Source organism: Cupriavidus ulmosensis, from assembly GCF_977008105.1.
Genome location: NZ_CDRMWP010000002.1, coordinates 316961 through 337303 on the forward strand (window position 1 = coordinate 316961; position 20343 = coordinate 337303).

Annotated in this window: 19 protein-coding genes; 13 read left to right on the top strand and 6 right to left on the bottom strand. The window is 70.2% G+C overall.

Annotation, left to right across the window (positions count from 1 at the left end):
- Positions 1–303 precede the first annotated feature (303 nt).
- The 12 genes from ACWTPI_RS21335 to ACWTPI_RS21390 all read left to right on the top strand — a co-directional run bounded on the left by ACWTPI_RS21335 (position 304) and on the right by ACWTPI_RS21390 (position 13286).
- The gene (locus ACWTPI_RS21335; protein ID WP_029043561.1) at positions 304–978 is read left to right on the top strand and encodes a CDP-alcohol phosphatidyltransferase family protein; all 675 of its coding nucleotides are present in this window, start codon (positions 304–306) and stop codon (positions 976–978) included.
- A complete protein-coding gene (locus ACWTPI_RS21340) occupies positions 975–1805 on the top strand; it encodes a HalD/BesD family halogenase (RefSeq protein ID WP_454732644.1) in 831 nt (276 codons plus the stop codon). Before ACWTPI_RS21335 ends, ACWTPI_RS21340 begins: the two co-directional genes overlap by 4 nt.
- Positions 1802–2827 (top strand): HpnL family protein, encoded by a 1026-nt coding sequence (locus ACWTPI_RS21345; RefSeq protein ID WP_454732645.1) that lies wholly within the window; start codon positions 1802–1804, stop codon positions 2825–2827. The genes ACWTPI_RS21340 and ACWTPI_RS21345 overlap by 4 nt, the downstream gene beginning before the upstream one ends.
- Positions 2828–2858: 31 nt before the next feature.
- Positions 2859–3623, top strand: a complete 765-nt coding sequence (locus ACWTPI_RS21350; RefSeq protein WP_029043562.1) for a phosphocholine cytidylyltransferase family protein — start codon at positions 2859–2861, stop codon at positions 3621–3623.
- Complete coding sequence (gene aepX / locus ACWTPI_RS21355; protein ID WP_020202800.1) at positions 3620–5326, top strand: phosphoenolpyruvate mutase; 1707 nt, start codon at positions 3620–3622, stop codon at positions 5324–5326. The genes ACWTPI_RS21350 and aepX overlap by 4 nt, the downstream gene beginning before the upstream one ends.
- Positions 5323–6531 (top strand): phosphonopyruvate decarboxylase, encoded by a 1209-nt coding sequence (gene aepY, locus ACWTPI_RS21360; protein WP_454732646.1) that lies wholly within the window; start codon positions 5323–5325, stop codon positions 6529–6531. Before aepX ends, aepY begins: the two co-directional genes overlap by 4 nt.
- The gene (locus ACWTPI_RS21365) at positions 6532–7596 is read left to right on the top strand and encodes a 2-aminoethylphosphonate aminotransferase (RefSeq protein ID WP_454732647.1); all 1065 of its coding nucleotides are present in this window, start codon (positions 6532–6534) and stop codon (positions 7594–7596) included.
- Between the two features lie 146 nt (positions 7597–7742).
- On the top strand, positions 7743–8414 hold the full coding sequence (locus tag ACWTPI_RS21370) for an MlaC/ttg2D family ABC transporter substrate-binding protein (RefSeq protein ID WP_082079547.1): 672 nt from the start codon (positions 7743–7745) through the stop codon (positions 8412–8414).
- A 267-nt stretch (positions 8415–8681) separates the two neighbouring features.
- Complete coding sequence (locus tag ACWTPI_RS21375) at positions 8682–10676, top strand: hypothetical protein (protein ID WP_454732648.1); 1995 nt, start codon at positions 8682–8684, stop codon at positions 10674–10676.
- Between the two features lie 198 nt (positions 10677–10874).
- A complete protein-coding gene (locus ACWTPI_RS21380) occupies positions 10875–11687 on the top strand; it encodes a MetQ/NlpA family ABC transporter substrate-binding protein (protein WP_020205041.1) in 813 nt (270 codons plus the stop codon).
- Between the two features lie 44 nt (positions 11688–11731).
- Positions 11732–12649 (top strand): methionine ABC transporter ATP-binding protein, encoded by a 918-nt coding sequence (locus ACWTPI_RS21385; protein WP_454732649.1) that lies wholly within the window; start codon positions 11732–11734, stop codon positions 12647–12649.
- A complete protein-coding gene (locus ACWTPI_RS21390) occupies positions 12630–13286 on the top strand; it encodes a methionine ABC transporter permease (protein ID WP_029044034.1) in 657 nt (218 codons plus the stop codon). Before ACWTPI_RS21385 ends, ACWTPI_RS21390 begins: the two co-directional genes overlap by 20 nt.
- A 125-nt stretch (positions 13287–13411) precedes the next feature.
- Here the strand turns inward: ACWTPI_RS21390 and ACWTPI_RS21395 are convergent, their stop codons facing one another.
- The 6 genes from ACWTPI_RS21395 to ACWTPI_RS21420 all read right to left on the bottom strand — a co-directional run bounded on the left by ACWTPI_RS21395 (position 13412) and on the right by ACWTPI_RS21420 (position 18762).
- The gene (locus tag ACWTPI_RS21395; RefSeq protein ID WP_454732650.1) at positions 13412–14227 is read right to left on the bottom strand and encodes a class II aldolase/adducin family protein; all 816 of its coding nucleotides are present in this window, start codon (positions 14225–14227) and stop codon (positions 13412–13414) included.
- A gap of 247 nt (positions 14228–14474) precedes the next feature.
- Complete coding sequence (locus ACWTPI_RS21400) at positions 14475–15374, bottom strand: SDR family oxidoreductase (RefSeq protein ID WP_454732651.1); 900 nt, start codon at positions 15372–15374, stop codon at positions 14475–14477.
- A 137-nt stretch (positions 15375–15511) separates the two neighbouring features.
- Positions 15512–16072: a hypothetical protein gene (locus ACWTPI_RS21405; protein WP_454732652.1), complete on the bottom strand. Its 561-nt coding sequence runs from the start codon at positions 16070–16072 to the stop codon at positions 15512–15514.
- A 17-nt stretch (positions 16073–16089) separates the two neighbouring features.
- A complete protein-coding gene (locus ACWTPI_RS21410) occupies positions 16090–16830 on the bottom strand; it encodes an SDR family oxidoreductase (RefSeq protein ID WP_020205047.1) in 741 nt (246 codons plus the stop codon).
- Positions 16831–17310: 480 nt separating this feature from the next.
- Positions 17311–18366 (bottom strand): alkene reductase, encoded by a 1056-nt coding sequence (locus ACWTPI_RS21415; protein ID WP_020205048.1) that lies wholly within the window; start codon positions 18364–18366, stop codon positions 17311–17313.
- A gap of 84 nt (positions 18367–18450) precedes the next feature.
- Complete coding sequence (locus ACWTPI_RS21420; RefSeq protein WP_020205049.1) at positions 18451–18762, bottom strand: ArsR/SmtB family transcription factor; 312 nt, start codon at positions 18760–18762, stop codon at positions 18451–18453.
- Positions 18763–19042: 280 nt separating this feature from the next.
- Between ACWTPI_RS21420 and ACWTPI_RS21425 the strand changes: the two genes are divergently transcribed.
- Entirely contained in the window at positions 19043–20194 is a 1152-nt protein-coding gene (locus tag ACWTPI_RS21425; protein WP_454732653.1) for an MFS transporter, read from the top strand.
- Positions 20195–20343: the final 149 nt, after the last annotated feature.

The window sequence follows — 20343 nt, forward strand, 5'->3', positions numbered from 1 at the left end:
CTCCGGGGGGCGTTGCTTCGGGGTCATGCCCCCGGCACGCACTATTGTGGTGCTCGCCTCTCCCGGGCGCCCGTCCGGCCTTCCGCCGGCGGGGCGATTGTGCCGATGCGGGTCACATCGCTTACCATATCGGTTTGGCCGGCGGCATCCGCATCGACCTGACGTGGCTGCGCCGCCCCACCGGGTTGCGTTCCCGCAATGCAGGGCGCGCGGACTGGCGCTAGTATGCGGGCCTTGCGGCTGCGCCGCGGCAGCCGTCCCGGGGTCCCGCCGGCCCTGTAGCTTGCCCTGTATCTATTTCAGATGAACGACATTCCAACGAAATCCCACGGCGAGCCGCCCCCGCCACGCACCTGGGATGCCCGCCTCGCGCGTGCGCTGGTGCGCCCGCTGAAGGACTCGTGGGTCACTCCCAACCATCTCACCACCGTGCGGCTGCTGATCGGCCTGGCCGGCGTCGCCTGCCTGATGCAGGGCGGCTACGGCTGGACCAACTACGGCGCGTTCCTGATCGTGCTGTCCAACTTCGTCGACCATACCGACGGCGAACTGGCGCGGATCAGCGGCAAGACCAGCAAGATCGGCCATTTCTACGACCTTGCCAGCGATGCGCTCATTACCGTGCTGCTGTTCGTCGGCATGGGCGTGGCGATCGCGGGCCAGGCCGCGGCCGGCAGCTTTTCGCCGGTGCTGCAGGGCACGCTGGCCGGGCTGGCGGTGGCACTGATCTTCTTTTTGCGCATGCGTATCGAATCGGCGGTGGGCAAGAGCGGCACCAGACAGGCCGCCGCCGCCGGCTTCGAGACCGAGGACGTGCTGTACCTGCTGCCGATCGTCACGCTGAGCAACGGCATCGCGCCGTTCCTGACCGCCGCCGCGATCGGCGCGCCGCTATTCGCGGTGCTGGTGGCGATCGACTACTGGCGCGTGATGCGCAAGGTGCGCACGGCCCGCGCCAATATCCAAGGAACACGATGAGCGAACCAGCCAACGACATCACCCTGGACGCGCCGCCGCAGGCGGCGCCCGCTTCCGCGCCGCGCCAGGGCCAGCCCGCGCGGCCCGACCCGGACGCCAGCGTCGCCGGGCGCATCGCCGGGCTCGACAGCGCGAAGCTGCGCGCCGACTTCGAGCGCCAGGATGCCTTCCTGAACCTGCAGGAATTCCTCGCGCCGGAAGTCACCGCGCAACTGATCGCCGCGGCCCGCGCGCTGGTGCCGGACATCAACCGCAACTACCTGCCCGGCCACAAGGCCGGCGGCAGCGTCAGCCGCCACACCATCGACGAGAAGGCGCCGTTCATCGCCGAGCTGTACCGCTCGCGCGCGCTGATCTCGTGGCTGGAGCGCATCAGCGGCGACAAGCTGCTGCTGTCGCCGCAAAGCGATCCGCACGCCTACGCGCTGTACTACTACACGCGCCCGGGCGACCACATCGGCTGGCACTACGACACCTCCTACTACGACGGCCGCCGCTACACGCTGCTGCTCGGCGTGATCGACGAGTCGACCTGCCTGCTCGACTACGAGCTGCACACGCGCAACCCCGACGTGCCCGACGAGGCGGGCTCGGTGCGGATCGGGCCGGGCGGGCTGGTGTTCTTCGACGGCGACAAGCTGCGCCATCGCGTCACGCCCGCCGGCGAGGACGAGTTCCGCGTGTCGCTGACGTTCGAGTACGTCACCGATCCGGGCATGCGCCCGTGGCTGCGCTTCATCTCCAACATGAAGGACGCGGTGGCCTATTTCGGTTTCCGCCAGGTGTTCAAGAACCTGACGTCCGGCAAGAACAAGCCTCGCGCATGACCCGTGCCGCCATGATCCTGCTGTCGGTCGGCGTGGCGCTGTTCGTCGCGCTGCTGGCATGGCAGGGCTTCGGCTCGGTCGCGTCGACGTTCATGTCGGCGGGCTGGGGCCTGGCGGCGGTGGCCGCGTTCCACCTGCTGCCGCTGGCGGTGGACGCGGCCGCGATCCGCGTGCTGTTCGGCCGCGACGGCCATTGCTCGCTGCGCGACACGCTGCTGGCGCGCTGGGCCGGCGAGTCCGTCAACAGCCTGCTGCCGGCGGGCCAGATCGGCGGGCCGGTGCTGATGGTGCGCTTCCTGTCGCAGCGCGGCGTGCGCATGCGCGACGCCGCGGCCGCCATCACCGTGTGCACCACCATGCAGGCGCTGGCGCAGATGGTGTTCGCCTTCGCCGGCCTGGCGCTGTTCGGCCTGTACGGCGGACACGAGGCGCTGTCCGACCTGCGCGCGCCCACGCTGATCGTCACCGCGGTGCTGGGGCTGTGCATCGTGGGGTTCTATTACGTGCAGAAGCGCGGCCTGTTCGGGCGCGTGCTGCGCGTGCTGTCGAAGCTGTTCGGCAAGCGCGACTGGAGCGGCCTGACCACGCGCGCCGACGCCGTGGACGCCGCCGTGCACGAGCTGTACCGCGACCGCGCCAGGGTCGCCAGGACCTTCGCGCTGAGCCTGGCCGGCTGGGTGGTCGGCACCGGCGAAGTCTGGCTGGCGCTGCATTTCCTCGGCCACCCGGTGAGCTGGCTCGATGCCCTGCTGCTGGAAAGCGTGGGGCAGGCCATCCGCGGCGCGGCCTTCGCGATTCCCGGCTCGCTGGGCGCGCAGGAAGGCGGCTACCTGCTGCTGGCGCCCATCGTGGGGCTGCCGCCGGACGCGGCGCTGGCGCTTTCGCTGGCCAAGCGCGCGCGCGAGATCGGCCTCGGCGCGCCGGGGCTGCTGTACCTGCATTTGAGTGAAAGACGTTTCCAGCGACGGCGTGCCACGGCCAGCACCACCAGTGCGGCCAGTGTGCGGGCCACTACCGATTGATCGAACCTATTTGGATGAGCGCGGAGAAAGAATGCGAGCAATCATTCTTGCCGCGGGCCTAGGCCTGCGACTGCAGCAACAGCCCGGGGAGCAATACCCGAAGTGCCTGTTGCGTTTTGAGGGGATGACCCTGCTGGAGCGCCACCTGCGCATGCTGGATGCGGCGGGTGTCGACGAGATCGTGCTGGCGCTCGGCTTCCAGCCCGAGCAGGTGGAGGCCGAACTGCGGCGCCTGGGCCGCGATCCGTATCCGGAGATCGTGCTGAACCCGCGCTACGACCTGGGCAGCGTGCTGACCGTGCATACCGTGGCCGACGCGCTCACCCGTGGCGGCGACGTGCTGCTGATGGACGCCGACGTGCTCTACGACGAGCGCATCCTGCGCGCGCTGGTGGCCGGCGAGACCACCAACCGTCTGCTGATCGACCGCGATTTCGAAGCCGGCGACGAGCCCGTCAAGCTGTGCCTGAAGGACGGCGTGCCGGTCGAGCTGCGCAAGCAGCTCGCGGTGGGCCTGGAGTACGACACCATCGGCGAGTCCGTCGGCTTCTTCCGCTTCCAGGAACAGACCGCGCGCCGCCTGGCCGAGATCGTCAAGGGCTACGTGGACGGCGGCCGCGCCAACATGCCGCACGAAGAAGCGGTGCGCGACCTGCTGCTCGAAGGCGGCCACGTCTTCGACACCGCCGACGTGAGCGGCGCGCCCTGGATCGAAATCGATTTTCCTGGCGACGTCGCGCGCGCGCGCGACGAAGTCCTGCCCGAACTACAGCGCCTCGTGGGAGCAGCACAATGAACGCAATCGACCCGATTTTCCCGCGCGCCACGCGCGCCGCCCGCCTGCGCCAGATGCTGGTCGGCAAAGAGCTCGAATTCATCATGGAAGCCCACAACGGCCTGTCCGCGCGCATCGTGCGCGAGGCCGGCTTCAAGGGCATCTGGGCCTCGGGCCTGGCGATCTCCGCGCAGTTCGGCGTGCGCGACAACAACGAGGCGAGCTGGACCCAGGTGGTCGACAACCTCGAGTTCATGGCCGACGCCAGCGACCTGCCGATCCTGCTCGACGGCGACACCGGCTACGGCAACTTCAACAACATGCGCCGCCTGGTGCGCAAGCTCGAGCAGCGCGGCATCGCCGGCGTGTGCATCGAGGACAAGCAGTTCCCCAAGACCAACAGCTTCATCGACGGCGAGCGCCAGCCGCTGGCCGAGATCGACGAGTTCTGCGGCAAGATCAAGGCCGGCAAGGACTCGCAGGCCGACGACGACTTCTCCATCGTGGCCCGCGTCGAAGCGCTGATCGCCGGCTGGGGCATGGATGAAGCGCTGCGCCGCGCCGAGGCCTACCGCCAGGCCGGCGCCGACGCCATCCTGATCCACAGCAAGCTGTCCAGGCCCGACGAGATCCTCACGTTCGCGCGCGAGTGGGCCGGCCGCGGCCCGCTGGTGATCGTGCCGACCAAGTACTACAGCACGCCGACCGAAGCGTATCGCAAGGCCGGCATCAGCCTGGTGATCTGGGCCAACCACCTGATCCGCGTGGCGGCCTCGTCGATGCAGGCCGTGGCAAAGGAAATCCACGACAGCGAGACGCTGGTCAACGTGGAAGACCGCATCGCCACCGTCAACGAGATCTTCCGCCTGCAGGACGCCGACGAATACTCGGCTGCCGAGAAGATCTACCTGTCCGGCGCGCAGGTGCCGGGCGCGGCGGTGGTGCTGGCCGCCGGCCGCGGCAAGGGCCTGGAAGCGCTGACCGAGGACAAGCCCAAGATCATGCTGCCGGTGGCCGGCAAGCCGCTGCTGCGCTGGCTGGTGGACGCGTTCAAGAAGCAGTCGATCAACGACATCACCGTGGTCGGCGGCTACCAGGCCGGCGCCATCGACACCGCCGGCATCAAGCTGGTGGTCAACGAGCGCCACGCCCAGACCGGCGAGCTGGCCTCGCTGGCGTGCGCGGTGGACGGCCTGCAGACCGACACCGTGATCGCCTACGGCGACCTGCTGTTCCGCAGCTACATCCTGCGCGACCTGCTGGAAAGCGACGCGCCGTTCAGCGTGGTGGTGGACTCCTCGCAGAACGCGCCGGCCAACCAGAGCGTGCACGACTTCGCCTGGTGCTCGGCGCCCGACGACCGCGACCTGTTCGGCCAGAAGATCCTGCTGCGCCATGTGTCGAGCAAGGCCGAGCAGGCCGGCGCTGCGCCCGCGCAGCCGGCCAACGGCCGCTGGATCGGCCTGCTCAACGTGCGCGGCGAAGGGCGCGCGCGCCTGCAGAAGCTGATCGGCGAGCTGCGCGCGCGCGACGACTTCGACACGCTGGACCTGCCCGCGCTGCTCAACGCGCTGGTGGCCGCCGGCGAGGAAATCGAGGTCAAGTACGTGCATGGCCACTGGCGCGGCGTGAACGACCTGGAAGACTTCCGCCGCGCGGGCGATTTCGCCCACACGCAGACGCAGTTCGCGGCCGGCACCACGGACGGCGAGGAAGCCCGATGATCGAGGCGGCGCAGTTCGTCGAGGCCGCGCGCGCGCGCGGTTTCGACTGGTATGCCGGCGTGCCGTGTTCCTACCTGACGCCGTTCATCAACTACGTGCTGCAGGACCCCACGCTGCACTACGTCTCGGCCGCCAACGAAGGCGACGCGGTGGCGCTGATCGCGGGCGTCACGCTGGGCGCGCGCGGCGGCCGCCGCGGCATCACCATGATGCAGAACTCGGGCCTGGGCAACGCGGTCAGCCCGCTGACCTCGCTGACCTGGACCTTCCGCCTGCCGCAGTTGCTGATCGTCACCTGGCGCGGCCAGCCGGGCGTGGCCGACGAGCCGCAGCACGCGCTGATGGGCCCGGTCACGCCGGCCATGCTGGAGACGATGGAGATCCCCTGGGAGACTTTCCCGACCGACCCGGCCGAGATCGGCCCGGCGCTGGACCGCGCGGTGGCCCACATGGACGCCACCGGCCGGCCCTACGCGCTGGTGATGCAGAAGGGCAGCGTGGCGCCCTACGCGCTCAAGGAACAGGCGCGCCCCGCGCCGCGCCCGAAGGCCGTGCCGCGCGCCGCGCTGGCCGGCGCGCCGACGCTGCCCACGCGCCGCGAGGCGCTGCAGCGCGTGATCGCGCATTCGCCACCGGGCAAGACCGTGGTGCTGGCCTCCACCGGCTTCTGCGGGCGCGAGCTGTACGCGCTCGATGACCGCGCCAACCAGCTCTACATGGTCGGCTCGATGGGCTGCCTGACGCCGTTCGCGCTCGGCCTGGCGCTGGCGCGCCCGGACCTGGACGTGATCGCCGTGGACGGCGACGGCGCGGCGCTGATGCGCATGGGCGTGTTCGCCACGCTCGGCGCCTACGGCCCGCCCAACCTGACCCACGTGCTGCTGGACAACGGCGCACACGACTCCACCGGCGGCCAGGCGACCGTCTCGCACAACGTCTCGTTCGCCGGCGTGGCCGCCGCGTGCGGTTATGCCGAGGCCGTCGAAGGCGACGACCTCGCCGTGCTGGAAGACGTGCTGGCGCGGCCGGCCGCCGGCGCCGGCCCGCGCCTGGTGGCGCTGTCGATCAGCGCCGGCACGCCGGACGGCCTGCCGCGCCCGACCGTGACCCCGGTCGAGGTCAGGACCCGCCTGGCGCGCCATATCGGCGCGGACATCGGCGCCGATCTCGACACCGCCGCCGCCGCCGCACAAGGAGCCAAGTAAATGCTGCTACTCAACCCCGGTCCCGTCACGCTGAGCGAGCGCGTGCGCCGCAGCCTGCTGCAGCCCGACCTGTGCCACCGCGAAAGCGAGTTCTTCGACCTGCAGGACGAAGCGCGCGCGCGGCTGCTCGACGTGTACGGGCTCGACCCCGCCGCCTGGACCGCGGTGCTGATGACCGGCTCCGGCACCGCCGCGATGGAAAGCATGACCGCCGCGCTGGTGCCCGCGAACGGCAAGCTGCTGGTGGTGCAGAACGGCGTCTACGGCGAGCGCATCGCGCAGATCGCCGCGCAATACCGCATCGCCCATGAGGTGGTGGCGCACGACTGGAAGCAGGCGCCCGACCTCGACCGCATCGCCGCCGCGCTCGAGGCCGATCCCGCCATCACGCACGTGGCCGTGATCCACCACGAGACCACCACCGGCCGCCTCAACGACCTGCCGGCGCTCGACGCGCTGTGCCGCGCGCGCGGCGTGCGGCTGCTGGTGGACGGCGTCAGCAGCTTCGGCGCCGAGGCCATCGACTTCGGCGGCAACGTCGACGCCGTGGCCGCCACCGCCAACAAGTGCCTGCACGGCGTGCCCGGCGTGTCGTTCGTCATGGTGCGGCGCAGCGCGCTGGCGCAGGCCGCGAGCCGCACCTACTATCTCGACCTGGGCCGCCTGGCGCGCCTGCAGGACCAGCGCAACACGCCGTTTACGCCCGCCGTGCACGTGTACTACGCGCTGGTGGAAGCGCTGCGCGAACTGGCCGACGAAGGCGGCTGGCGCGCGCGCCACGCCCGCTACGCCGGGCTGGCCGAACGCGCCCGCGCCGGGCTCGAGGCGCTGGGCATACCGGCGCTGTGGCCGGCCGCGCAATCGTCGGTGGTGCTGCGCGCCTACCACCTGCCCGCCGGGCTTTCGTACGCGCAGCTGCACGACGGCCTGAAGGCGCGCGGCTTCGTCATCTACGCCGGCCAGGGCGGCTTGTCCGCGGAACTGTTCCGCATCTCCACGATGGGGAACATCGGGCCGGACGACATCGACCGCCTGCTGCAGGGCTTCCGGGAACTGACGCGGTAAAAGTGACAATGGCGCCGCCGGACCGCGCGGCCGGCGCCATTTGGTTTTTGTGCCCGAGGCACTAGCATTAGATATCGGTCGCGGCCTGTCTCCGGGAGACGGGCGCGGCCGCTCCGTTCATGGTCGTACATCGGGAGGTACTCGCGATGCATCGCCGTCTTCGCCGCCGCGGTCTTGCCGCCGCCGGCCTCCCCGCCGCCGCCCTCGCGGCCTGCGTCGCGCTTGCGCTGGCCGCGGGGCTGCCGCCGGCCGCCACCGCCGCCGACATCGTCGCGCCGGCCGTCGACCGCTCCGCGCCGGACCGCATGGTGCGCGCCGCCGTGGAAGGCGTGCTGGCCACCATCCAGGCCAATCCCGACACCCGCAACGGCGATCTCGACAAGATCACCGCCGTCGTGCGGCGCCAGTTCCTGCCCTACACCGACTTCGAGCACACCACGCGCCTGGCCGTCGGCGCGGCCTGGCGCACCGCGACGCCGGAACAGCAGAAACAGTTGTACGAGCAGTTCCAGACCCTGCTGGTGCGCAGCTACGCGCTGTCGCTGTCGCAGGTGCGCGACCAGGCCCTGAAGTTCCGCTACAAGCCGCCGCGCACCAGCGGCAACGATGCCGTGATCGAGACCAGCGTCATCAACAAGGGCGACGAGGTGCAGATCGACTACCGCCTTCAGCGCGGGCCGGCCGGCTGGGCCATCTACGACATCAACATGAGCGGTGCCTGGCTGATCGAGGTGTACCGGCGCCAGTTCGCCGACATCGTGGCCAAGGGCGGCATCGACGGGCTGGTGAAATACCTGACCACCCACAACGCGGTCTAGCCGCTTGTCGCGAGTTGCCGCGGACTGCCGCGGGCGGCAGCAGGTTCATGACAGGCGCCTGCCTTGCCCCGCCGCGGGCGGGCCGTCGTCGGGTATGCGGCACATGCCAAAACTTGATAGCCCCGAAGGGGTATTGAACAGGGCAAAAATCCGCTGTTACAGTCGCCCGCGCATACCCTTCGCGCCCGGGCCGCATCCGCAATCCGAACCAGACCCTGGCATGCCGGCGGCGTGCGCTTGCCAACAAATAAAAACGGGTCAGGTCACATGTTCCACGGTCTTCATGCCGGCGCGCGGTCTCGCGCGGCCGGTCTGCTCTCGCTTGTCCTCGCCGCGGGCTTGCTGTCCGCCTGCGGCAGCGACGACGCCCCCTCTTCTCCCGCCACTACGCAGGCGCCCAGCAGCCGCCTCATCGTCGACACCGGCACGGCCGCGCCCGCGCAGGGTAGCACGCTGACGCTGAAGGCGACTTTGCTCGGCGCCGACGGTCTCGAGGTCAAGGGCGCAAAGTTCGCGTGGTCGTCGTCGAACGAAGCAGTCGCGGTGGTGGCGTCGGCTTCCGACCAGGCGCCGGCGGCGGCCAGCATGATGCAGCCGGTGGGCACCTATGCGTCGGTGCGCATGCTGGCGCCGGGCGAGGTCGACATCGTCGCCACGGCGACGCTGCCCGACGGTACTCAGGCCACCAGCACCACGCACCTGACGGTGCAGGCCGCGCCCGCGAAGACTTATGCGCTGACGCTGTCGCCCTCCACGCTGACGGTCAACTACGGCGCAGCGGCGCAAGTCGTCACCGCGGTGGTACGGCGTTCGGACGGCGTGGATGGCGCGGCCGATCTCACGAACTGGTCGTGGGCGGTCGACAACGCCACGTTCGCCGCCGCGCCGGCGGCGGACAGCCATTCGGCGCAGGTTTCCACCACGGGCACGCTGGCGGGCGCGGGGCAGCTCACCGCGTGCGCGAGCACGCCGGCGGGCGACCGCCTGTGCGCCAACGCGGCGCTGGCGCGGCCGCTGGTGGCGCTGCCGTCGATCGCGTTCTCGGTGCCGTCGCTGAACATGAAGCCGGGCCGCACCGGCACCGTGACGGCGACGCTGACCGACGCGCCGGGCGCGGACCTCGCCAGCCGGGCCACGCTGGTGTGGTCGATTCAGCAAAGCGGCACGGCCGCATCCATCGTCAGCATGCCCACTAGCACCAGCGTGACGCTCGGCCTCGACGCCGCGCAGACCGGCGCCTATGCCGCCACGCTGACGCTGACCGCGACCTATCCGGATGGCCGCACCAACAGCAGCACGCTGCCGCTGACGTTCCCGGGCGTGTGGAGCCGCCTGCCGGACGCGCCCGTTGCCAATCCCTCGATCGTCAGCCTGGCGATCGACGGCACGCGCGTGTGGCGGCTGAGCGCGGACGGCAGCCAGCCGGCGCGGCTGGAGCGTTTCGGCGTGGCCGGCGAAGGGCCGATCGAGCCCGCCGCGGCGCTGCCGGCGGCGGCGCAAGGTGTGTGGCTGGCGGCGGACACGGACCCGGCGAATTCGGCGGTGGTGGTGCAACTGGGCACCGATGGCGCGAGCGTGCCGTTCGGCAGCGTCGATGCGGAGCTCGCCGGAGCGCGTACGGATTTCTCGTTGCCGGGTTGCGTGCAGTATGCGGCCAGCACAACGGCCGGGCGCGCCTTCGTGAAGGCAACCGGCGGCACCGGCATCATCGCGACGGGCTGGTGTGTCACGTCAGGGGTGTGGTGGTGGCAACCCGTGGGGGGAGGCGCGACAGTGAATAGTTTCAGGAACGCGCCAGTCCTGGACGCGCGGCCGTATTCCACAGGTGGCGGCCTGGCGGTCCAGGCGAATGGATCGCGCAATACAATGTCGCCGGGTGGCGGCGAGACCCTGTGGTTTGGCGCCCAGGCGTCCCTTGGCCTTGGCGCTGTCTCCGGTGACGCGACCAACGAAAACGCGCCGATCTACGGCTACGTGAGCGGCACTGGCATCGTTGTCACATCCGGACCGAATACCCCTTATGCGACTGTGTCCGGCGGGGTGACGCCACTGCTCAAACTGAGCGCCATCCCGCATTTCGTGACGGGTCTCGCGGCGTCTTCGCTGGCTGTCCTCAACACGGACAGCATTACGCTGGCGACGCTCGCGCTGCCGGGCAACGGCACCGGGGCGGATTTCGCGAGCGCTGTCGATGCGAATGGCAAGCTGCGCGTCGCCGTGCGCCTCGCGGACGGCTCGGTGTGGGTCTACGATCAGCCCTGACGCGGGAACGATCGCGGTCCGCGCGCTGCCACCGGCGCGATGGGCCGCACCCGCGCAGGGGCGTGAATTCCTGATTTGCTAGTGCGGAAATATTCGTGGACCGGGGTGCGGGCGGCTGCCTAGACTGCATCCCCTGGCATCGCGCGGCGCCATGCGCGCGCCGCCGCCACCCACGAACCGCACCCAGGCAGACCGCTCATGACCCTGCGCAAGATCCTTTCCACGCTCCTGGCCGCCTCGGCGGCATTCGCCATCGGCGCGGCGCCGGCGCTGGCCGCCGACAAGACCATCAAGGTCGGCGTGCGCGGCGGTGTCGACGAAGAAATCTGGGAAGTCGTCACGCAGGTGGCCAGGAAGCAGGGCCTCAACGTGCAGCCCATCGTCATCACCGGCACCGCCAGCCCCAACGAGGCGCTCAACAACGGCGACCTCGACGCCAACGCATTCCAGCACAAGCCGTTCCTGCGCGACCAGGTCACGCAGCGCGGCTACAAGATCGTGGCGGTGGCCGATACGCTGATCTCGCCGATCGCCTTCTACTCGAAGAAGTACAAGTCGCTCGAGGCGCTGCCGGCCGGCGCGCGCATCGGCATTCCCAACGACCCGAGCAACCAGACCCGCGCGCTGGTGATCCTGCGCGACCACGGCCTGATCAAGCTGCGCGACGGCTTCGATCCGTTTACCGGCACCGCCACGCTGGCCGACGTGACCGCCAACCCGAAGAAGCTGGACCTGGTGGAAAGCGCCTCGGTGGTGCTGGCGCGCTCGCTGCCGGACGTGGACGCCGCCGCGGTGATCAACACCTTCGCCTATCAGGCCGGCCTGATCGCCACGCGCGACGGCATCGCCGTGGAGAAGAAGGAGCACAACCCCTACGTCAACGTGATCGCCGTGCGCGAGCGCGACAAGGCCGCGCCGTGGGTGGCGCCGCTGGTCAAGGCCTACCAGTCGGAAGACGTGCGCAAGTTCATCCTGAGCAAGTACCAGGGCTCGGTGATCCCGGCGTTCTGACGCCGCGGTCTCTTGCCGCCGTTGCCGTTCCAGGAGGATCCACCGTGTCGCAGGCACCCCCGCAGCCTTCCCCGGCGCCGTCCGCGCTGCCGCACATCGTGTTCGAGCAGCTCGGCAAGCAGTATCCCGGCGCGCCGTCCGCCGCGCTGTCCGCGGTGTCGTTCACCGTGGCGCGCGGCGAGATCTTCGGCATCATCGGCCGCAGCGGCGCCGGCAAGTCCACGCTGCTGCGCACCATCAACATGCTGGAGCGCCCGAGCGGCGGCCACGTGCGCGTGGACGGCGTGGACGTGGGCACGCTCGACGAGGACGGCCTGGTGGCGCTGCGCCGGCGCGTGGGCATGATCTTCCAGCATTTCAACCTGCTCTCGGCCAAGACCGTGTTCGAGAACGTGGCGCTGCCGCTGCGCGTGGCCGGCGTGCCGCGCGCGCAGATCGCGCCGCGCGTGACGGAGCTGCTCGAGCTGGTGGGCCTGGCCGGCAAGGCGCAGGTCTATCCGGCCATGCTGTCCGGCGGGCAGAAGCAGCGCGTGGGCATTGCGCGCGCGCTGGTGCAGCGCCCCGAGATCCTGCTGTGCGACGAGGCCACCTCGGCGCTGGACCCGGAGACCACCGAATCGATCCTGGCGCTGCTGCGCGACATCAACCGCCGCCTTGGCCTGACCGTGGTGCTGATCACGCACGACATGGCGGTGATCCGCCAGGCCTGCGACCGCGTGCTGGTGCTCGACCACGGCCACGTGGTGGAGCTCGGCACCGTGGAGCAGGTGTTCGCCCAGCCGCGGGCCGCCGCCACGCTGGCGCTGCTGCGTCCGCTGCGGCTGGCCAGCGGCGTGGCGAGTGTGGCAAGCGTGGCGGGCATCGGCGGCGCGGCGCCCGCGGCCAATGCGGCCAATGCGGCCGGCGCCGGCGCGCGCGCCAGTCACGAGGAGGCAGCGGACCATGTTCCCGCCATTGGCTGACAAGTATGTGAAGGCGCTGGGCGAGACCTTGCTGATGACCAGTTCCGCCTGCCTGGTGGTGTTCGTGTGCGGCATGGCGCTGGCGATCGTGCTGACGCTGAGCGCGCCGGGCGGGCTGAGCCCGCGGCCGCGCCTGCACCGCGTGCTGTCGGTGCTGGTCAATACCTTCCGCTCGATTCCCTTCATCATCCTGCTGGTGGCCATGCTGCCGGTCACGCGGCTGATCGTGGGCACCACGATGGGCACCTGGGCGGCGGTGGTGCCGCTGAGCGTGCACCTGATCCCGTTCTTCGCGCGCATCGCCCAGGTCAGCCTCAACGAGATCGACCCGGGGCTGGTCGAGGCCGCGCGCGCGATGGGCTGCCGGCGCTGGCACATCGTGCGCCACGTGCTGTTGCCCGAGGCGCTGCCGGGCATCGTGGGCGGCGCCACGGTCAGCGTGATCGCCATGATCGGCTCGTCGGCGATGGCCGGCGCGGTCGGCGCCGGCGGCCTCGGCGACCTCGCCATCCGCTATGGCTACGAGCGCTACGAGACCGCCGTGATGTTCAACGTCATCGCCATCCTGATCGCGCTGGTGACGCTGGTGCAGTTCGGCGGCGAGCGGCTCGCGCGCCGGTTCGACCACCGGCGCTGAGAGACGCCATCAAAATGATCCTGGCGTCGTTGCGCGGCCTTGCCGTACTACTTGTACCGTCCGCGGCCGCGCCTGGCCGGAGCCGCTTCGCTTCATCTTGATAGCGTCTCTTGGCGAGTTTTTTTCTAGTGGCGGTACGACGGATCGCTGCGGTCGAGCTGGCGCAGCAGCGCGGCCCAGTGCTTGCGCGTGACCGTGCCGCCGGTGTTGCGGATCGCCACGTCGGCCACCTTGCGGGCCACCGCGTCCGGCGCGATGATCAGCGGCGCGCCGCCGGACTGCGCGGCGAGCTGCGCCGCGCACGCGCGTTCCAGCACGTGCAGTTCCTGGAACGCCTGCGCGATGGTCGGCGCGCAGGTCAGCAGGCCGTGGTTGCGCAGGATGAAGACGTTCTTGTCGCCGAGGTCCGCCACCAGGCGCACGCGCTCGTCGAGGTCGAGCGCGATGCCTTCGTAGTCGTGGTACGCGACCCGCCCGAAGAAGCGCATGGCGTGCTGCGAGATCATCAGCAGCCCGTCGCGCTGCGCCGACACGCCGATGCCGGCCGCGGTGTGGGTATGCAGCACGCAGCCCACGTCGTGGCGCGCGCCGTGCAGCGCGCTGTGGATGGTATAGCCGGCCGGGTTGATGCCCAGGCCGGTATCGTCGCGCACGATCTCGCCGTCGATGTCGACCTTGACCAGGTTGGACGCGCCGATCTCGTCGAAGGTCAGGCCGTAGGCGTTGATCAGGAAATGCTCGTCGGGGCCGGGCACGCGCGCGGAGAAGTGCGTGTAGATGTGGTCGGTCCAGCGGAACTGCGCGGCGAGCCGGTAGGCCGCGGCCAGCTCGACGCGCACCGCCCATTCCTGCGGCGAGACTTCGGCCTGGACGGCGGGGAAATGCAGCGAGGGAAGCTCGAGATCCTGCAAAGCCAGCAGCGGCTCAGTGACGGCGTTCATGCGGCGCTCCATGTTGTGGGGGTGGGTGCCGCACATCATACGGCGGCCCGGGCCGACGCGCCAACGCAGCGAAGCACATATGGAAATGCGGGCGCCGGCGTGCCGTACTCCGGCTCCGGGTCCGGCTCCCTCCGGCCCGGCTCCTGCTGGCAGTGAGCGCTGTTTCTCCGCCAGCGCCATTCCCGATCGCGCCCGCGCACGCCATCGTGCCGCTGGCCGACGGCGGCGCGCCATCATGCCGTGCCCGCTAGCCCTTGACCGCGGGCGAGAGCAGGTCCCGCAGGCCGATCGCGAGGTACATCTCGCGGCGCATGCGGTCGGCCACGGCGTTGACCACTTCCGCGCCGTCCTGCGACGGATCGACGTGCACGCGGAACGGGCGCCTGCCGAACGGCAGGCCCACCACGCGGACGATCTCGCGCGCCACTTCGGCGGGGTCGGCGTCCTCGGGTTCCAGGTTCTTCAGGCCTTCGAGCGCCTTGCCGGGCACGTCGGCGTAGGGGCCCTGCTCGTATTCGGCGGCCACCGCGGTATCGGCCGGCTTGCCCGAATGCGCGAAGTGGTTGGTGCCCTTGGTGAAGGCGCCCGGCACCATGATGGTGGTCTCGATGCCCCAGCGCGCCAGCTCGGTGGAGTACGACACGGCCAGCGCGTCCATCGCGGCCTTGGCGGCGAAGTACGGCGCCAGGAACGGCGGCGTGCCGCCGCGCGTGGACGACGAGCCCACCCACACCAGCAGACCCTTGCCCTGCTTGCGCAGGTGCGGCAGGGCGGCGCGGTTCACGCGCTGCGTGCCGAGCACGTTGACGTCGTACTGCTGCATCAGTTGTGCCGGCGTGAAGGCCTCGGCCGGGCCGAACACCATGTGGCCGGCGTTGTGCACGATCACGTCCAGGCGGCCGGCATCCTGCAGGATGTGGGCGACCGCCGCCGCGGGCGAGGTGTCGGACTGCACGTCCAGCTCGACGGTGCGCAGGTCGGCCTTGTTGTCCCTGGACCATTGGGCGATCTCCGCCACGCGCGGGGCGTTGCGGCCCTGGGTCTCGCGCATCGAGGCATAGACGGTGTGGCCGGCTTGCGCCAGCTCCCTGGCGGTCATCAGGCCGAAGCCGGACGAGGCGCCGGTGACGAGGATGATTTGCGACATGTGGGTCTCCCTAGGAGTGGAAATTCAGGAAAGTGGACTATCTGTAGCCGCGGACGCGTACCCGGCGCGTCTCCGGAGAGACGGCTTCCGCGTGCCCGCCGCCGTTCCGGGCAGGACCGCGCGGAACGGCGGCGGCCTTACTGCCGGAAGATCTTCTGGTAGTACGCCCGCCCCTGTTCCAGATGGGCATCGAAGGCGAAGCCCCGGTCGAGCATGACCTGCATCTCGCCCTCGGGAATGCGCATGACGTAGCCATGCTCCGTGGCGACCAGGGCGCCGGGCTTGTCCTGCGTCTGGCGGGTGTTGAACCACTTGCCCGGGTCCGCGTGCCCGCTCGGGAACGACTTGCCGGCGTGCTCGACGCGCCATCCGCCGTCGAGCAGGATCCAGTAGTCGGTATCCGTCGGGCCTTGCGGGCCGCGCCTGGACAGCACGGCGCCGGCATCGACCTCCCACTCGCGCGAGTGGTCGATGACCCATTGCAGCTGGTCGGTCGACAGCGCGGTGAAGAACGGCGTATGCCGCAGCAGGTGCAGGTAGGTAACGGATGGGCGCATGGTCATGTTGTTCTCCGCATCGGCCATGCGCGCGCGGCTGCAGGCCGCGAGCGACAGCACGGATGCCAGTACCGCGGCGGCGGCGCGCAGGCGCGGCCGCCACGGCTTCGCCTGTGCGCCGTTGTGTCGGGTTGCCGGCATGGGGCGCGCAGCCGTGCTCAGGCCAGGCCGCCGTTGGCGCGCAGCACCTGGCCGTTGACCCAGGCACCGTCCGGGCCGGCCAGGAAGGCCACCGCGCTGGCGATGTCCTCGGGCTGGCCCAGGCGCTCCAGCGGGGGCATCTTGGAGAAGGTCTGGATCTGTTCTTCGGTCTTGCCGTTGAGGAACAGCTCGGTGGCCACCGGGCCCGGCGCCACGCAGTTCACCGTGATGCGGCGCCCGCGCAGTTCCTTGACCAGCACGCGCGAGAACGCTTCCACCGCGGCCTTGGTGCCGTTGTAGATCGCGTAGCCCGGCAGGTTCAGCGCCAGCGTCGTGCTCGACAGGTTGATGATGCGGCCGCCGTCGTTCAGGCGCGCGGTCGCTTCGCGCAGCGTGTTGAACACGCCGGTCACGTTGATGCTGAAGGTCTGGGCGAACACCTCGTCGGTGGTCTGCGCGAACGGCATGGTCTTGAGGATGCCGGCGTTGTTGACCAGCACGTCGATCTTGCCGAGCTTGCTCTCGACCTCGTCGAACATGCGGCGCACGTGGTCGACCTTGGACACGTCGGCCTGCACGGCGACGGCCTTGACACCGGTCTGGGCCAGTTCGGCGACGAGCTTGTCGGCCTCACCGGGGTTGGACACATAGTTCACGGCAACCGAGAAGCCATCGGCGGCCAGGCGGCGGGCGATGGCGGCGCCGATGCCGCGCGAGGCGCCCGTCACCAGGGCGATACCGTTCTGTTTGTCGGACATGGTTTCTTGCTCCTTTTCGTTCAGGGGGATGCACTACGGAGATCATGATATTGGTTGCCTTGGGGAAAATAATTGTCTGGCAATGATTATTAGTGTTCCATCTGCATTAACAATGCGGGATGTGGAGGGCGTGACGGACCGGTTTCGGAACAGGTGGGGGGTTTGGCGCACATGGCGGCGCGCGGGGGTGTTTCCCCTGGTCGGGAAAGATCGGCCCCGATGTGTCACGCGCGGCGGCGTGCCATGCGTGTTGCCGGAAGATATCGGGAAGGCCGACGGGGCGGCGTCTGGCAACGCCATGCCCGGGAGGAGGGGGCTATCGGTGAATCACGGCATGCGGCCCGCCCCTGTCCGGGACGGGCCGCATGCCGCTGCCGGCTCGCAGTGGCGCCGGCCCCGGCGAAGTCCGCCGGAGCATGGCGAAGCGGCGGCCGGCGGGCGCCGCCCGGCAAGGCCCGGGCGGCGCCAGTCCCGCCGCGCTCAGGCGAGCGCGGGGTAGTCGATGTAGCCTTCCGCGCCCGAGTGGTAGAAGGTTTCCGGCTGCGGCGCGTTGAGCGGCGCGTCGGTCTGCAGGCGGCGCGGCAGGTCCGGGTTGGCGATGAACAACTGGCCGAAGGCCACCGCGTCGGCTTCGCCGGCTTCCAGCACGTGCTGCGCCGTGGCCTTGGTCATGCGCTCGTTGGCGATGTAGACGCCGCCGAAGGCCTGCTTCAGGGCCGGGCCCAGGCGGTTGTCGCCGAGCGCCTCGCGCGCGCAGATGAAGGCGATCTTGCGCTTGCCGAGCTCGCGCGCCACGTAGCCGAAGGTGGCGGCCGGGTCGGAGTCGCCCATCGTGTGCGCGTCGCCGCGCGGCGCCAGGTGCATGCCCACGCGCGACGCGCCCCACACCTCGATGCAGGCGTCGGTCACTTCCAGCAGCAGGCGCGCGCGGTTCTCGATGGAGCCGCCGTAGGCGTCGGTGCGCTTGTTGGTGCTGTCCTGCAGGAACTGGTCGAGCAGGTAGCCGTTGGCGCCGTGCACTTCCACGCCGTCGAAGCCGGCGGCCTTGGCGTTCTCGGCGCCGTGGCGGTAGGCGGCGACGATGCCGGGGATCTCGTCGGTTTCCAGCGCGCGCGGCGTGACGTAGGGGCGCTGCGGGCGCACCAGGCTGACGTGGCCCTGGGCGGCGATGGCGCTCGGCGCCACCGGCAGTTCGCCGTCGAGGAAGATCGGGTCGGAGATGCGGCCCACGTGCCAGAGCTGCAGGAAGATGCGGCCGCCCGCGGCGTGCACGGCATCGGTGACGACCTTCCAGCCGGCCACCTGCTCGTCGGACCAGATGCCCGGGGTGTCGGCGTAGCCCACGCCTTGCGGGGTGACGGCGGTGGCCTCGCTCAGGATCAGGCCGGCCGAGGCGCGCTGCACGTAGTACTGCGCCATCAGCGCGTTGGGCACGCGGCCGCCGCCCACCGCGCGCGAGCGCGTCAGCGGCGCCATGATGACGCGGTTGGGCAGGTCGAGGTCGCCAATGCGGATCGGGTCGAAAAGGGTAGTCATGATTGGTCCGGTATCAGGATAGACAGCAGGGTAGACAGGCACCATCGGTGCGGAAAAACTGCGGCGCTCGCGCGCCGCCGGGGTTCAGAGATCGCGGTGCATCCGTGCCAGGAAAGCCTGGATGGTCTGCTCGTCGCGCTTGAAGAAGATCCACTGGCCGACCCGCTTCGACGTCACCAGCCCCGCGCGCTGCAGCGTGGCGAGGTGCGCCGAGACCGTGGACTGCGACAGCCCGGTGCGCGCATCGATCAGGCCCGCGCACACGCCGATGTCGAGCGGGTGGTCCTGCATGGCGAAGTTCGCTTCCGGGTCTTTCAGCCAGTACAGGATGTTGCGCCGCAGCGGGTTGGCGAGGGCCTTGAGGATGGCGTCGATGTCGATGGCGTCGGAGTCCATTGGGGGCGGGTTGGCTGGTGGAGGAAACGGCCTGTTTCGTCTTTTGCCGAAACATATATCCGCTTCTCTCAAAATTAATATCGCAACTATACGATATACATCGCAACCTTGCTGGGGAGCCTCCCGCGCCGCTTTTCGCTTCGCTTCTTGCGCCGCTGCTTGCCTTGCTTTCTGCCGCACTTCCCGTGCCGTCGTGTGTATTGCGCATCATCTGGTTGCTTAAGGAAACCATGTTGGCTAGACTCCATCTGGTTTTCTGACGCAACCAGATGGAGTCTCCATGACCATGAACGCCGCCGCGCCGTGCGCGCGCGCTCCCGCCGCGGCGCCGGCTCGCATGGCCCCCGCGCTGGTGTGGCTGTTCGCGCTGGCCTGCGGGCTCAGCGTGGCCAACGTCTATTACGCGCAGCCGCTGCTCGACGCCGTGGCGCGCGAGTTCGGCTTCGCCGAGAGCGCCGTGGGCATCGTGGTGACGGCGACCCAGGCCGGCTGCGCGCTGGCGCTGCTGCTGCTGGTGCCGGTGGGCGACCTGATGGACCGGCGCCGGCTGATCCTGGCGCAACTGCTGCTGCTGGCGGTGGCGCTCGGCGCGGTCAGCCTGGCCGGCACGCGCGCCGCGCTGCTGGCCGGCATGCTGGCCGTGGGCCTGCTCGGCACGGCCATGACGCAGGGGCTGCTGGCGGCGCGCGCGCTGGCGGGCGTGCTGGCCGACCTGGCCGGCTGGCGCGCGGTGTACGCCACCTCGGGCGTGCTGGCGCTGCTGCTGTTCGCGGTGCTGGTGCGCCGCCTGCCGCGCCAGGCCATCGCGCCGGCGCGCCTGGGTTACGCGCGCCTGCTCGGCTCGATGTTCGTGCTGCTGCTCGGCGAGCGCACGCTGCAGATCCGCGGCGTACTCGCCATGCTGATGTTCGCCGCGTTCAGCGCGTTCTGGACCACGCTGGTGCTGCCGCTGAGCGCGCCGCCGCATGCCATGTCGCACACCGCCATCGGCGCTTTCGGCCTGGTGGGCGCGGCCGGCGCGCTGGCCGCGGCGCGCACCGGCCGGCTGGCCGACCGCGGCCTGGGCCAGCGCACCACCGGCGTGGCGCTGGTGCTGCTGCTCGCCTGCTGGCTGCCCCTGGCGCTGGCGCCGCAGTCGCTGTGGCTGCTGGTGGCCGGCGTGCTGGTGCTCGACCTCGCCGGGCAGGCCATCCACGTCACCAACCAGAGTCTGGTGTTCCGCGTGCGGCCCGAGGCGCACGGCCGCATGGTGGGCTGCTACATGCTCTTCTACGCACTGGGCAGCGGCGCCGGCGCCATCGCGTCGACCCACGTCTACGCGCGGGCCGGCTGGAGCGGCGTATGCGTGCTGGGCGCGGTCATCAGCCTGGCGGCGCTGGTCTTCTGGGCGCTCACGCTGCGCGCCATGCCCGCGCAGGCAGGCCAGCCCTGAGCTGGCGGCGGCCAGGGGAGCGCGGATGGCGGCCGGGGCTTTCGTTTTCCTTGCGGAGCGGGATCCGTTTCCGGGCGTAAAGTCCGGGTAAATCACGGCACGTTCGCGTCAACCGAACCGCGTCCGTCCGCGTCAGAGCGGTGTCACCC

Coding starts and splice junctions, on each gene's coding strand:
- ACWTPI_RS21335 (WP_029043561.1), top strand. CDS start 304: ATGAACGACATTCCAACGAAATCCCACGGCGAGCCGCCCCCGCCACGC.
- ACWTPI_RS21340 (WP_454732644.1), top strand. CDS start 975: ATGAGCGAACCAGCCAACGACATCACCCTGGACGCGCCGCCGCAGGCG.
- ACWTPI_RS21345 (WP_454732645.1), top strand. CDS start 1,802: ATGACCCGTGCCGCCATGATCCTGCTGTCGGTCGGCGTGGCGCTGTTC.
- ACWTPI_RS21350 (WP_029043562.1), top strand. CDS start 2,859: ATGCGAGCAATCATTCTTGCCGCGGGCCTAGGCCTGCGACTGCAGCAA.
- aepX (WP_020202800.1), top strand. CDS start 3,620: ATGAACGCAATCGACCCGATTTTCCCGCGCGCCACGCGCGCCGCCCGC.
- aepY (WP_454732646.1), top strand. CDS start 5,323: ATGATCGAGGCGGCGCAGTTCGTCGAGGCCGCGCGCGCGCGCGGTTTC.
- ACWTPI_RS21365 (WP_454732647.1), top strand. CDS start 6,532: ATGCTGCTACTCAACCCCGGTCCCGTCACGCTGAGCGAGCGCGTGCGC.
- ACWTPI_RS21370 (WP_082079547.1), top strand. CDS start 7,743: ATGCATCGCCGTCTTCGCCGCCGCGGTCTTGCCGCCGCCGGCCTCCCC.
- ACWTPI_RS21375 (WP_454732648.1), top strand. CDS start 8,682: ATGTTCCACGGTCTTCATGCCGGCGCGCGGTCTCGCGCGGCCGGTCTG.
- ACWTPI_RS21380 (WP_020205041.1), top strand. CDS start 10,875: ATGACCCTGCGCAAGATCCTTTCCACGCTCCTGGCCGCCTCGGCGGCA.
- ACWTPI_RS21390 (WP_029044034.1), top strand. CDS start 12,630: ATGTTCCCGCCATTGGCTGACAAGTATGTGAAGGCGCTGGGCGAGACC.
- ACWTPI_RS21395 (WP_454732650.1), bottom strand. CDS start 14,227: ATGAACGCCGTCACTGAGCCGCTGCTGGCTTTGCAGGATCTCGAGCTT.
- ACWTPI_RS21400 (WP_454732651.1), bottom strand. CDS start 15,374: ATGTCGCAAATCATCCTCGTCACCGGCGCCTCGTCCGGCTTCGGCCTG.
- ACWTPI_RS21405 (WP_454732652.1), bottom strand. CDS start 16,072: ATGCCGGCAACCCGACACAACGGCGCACAGGCGAAGCCGTGGCGGCCG.
- ACWTPI_RS21410 (WP_020205047.1), bottom strand. CDS start 16,830: ATGTCCGACAAACAGAACGGTATCGCCCTGGTGACGGGCGCCTCGCGC.
- ACWTPI_RS21415 (WP_020205048.1), bottom strand. CDS start 18,366: ATGACTACCCTTTTCGACCCGATCCGCATTGGCGACCTCGACCTGCCC.
- ACWTPI_RS21420 (WP_020205049.1), bottom strand. CDS start 18,762: ATGGACTCCGACGCCATCGACATCGACGCCATCCTCAAGGCCCTCGCC.
- ACWTPI_RS21425 (WP_454732653.1), top strand. CDS start 19,043: ATGACCATGAACGCCGCCGCGCCGTGCGCGCGCGCTCCCGCCGCGGCG.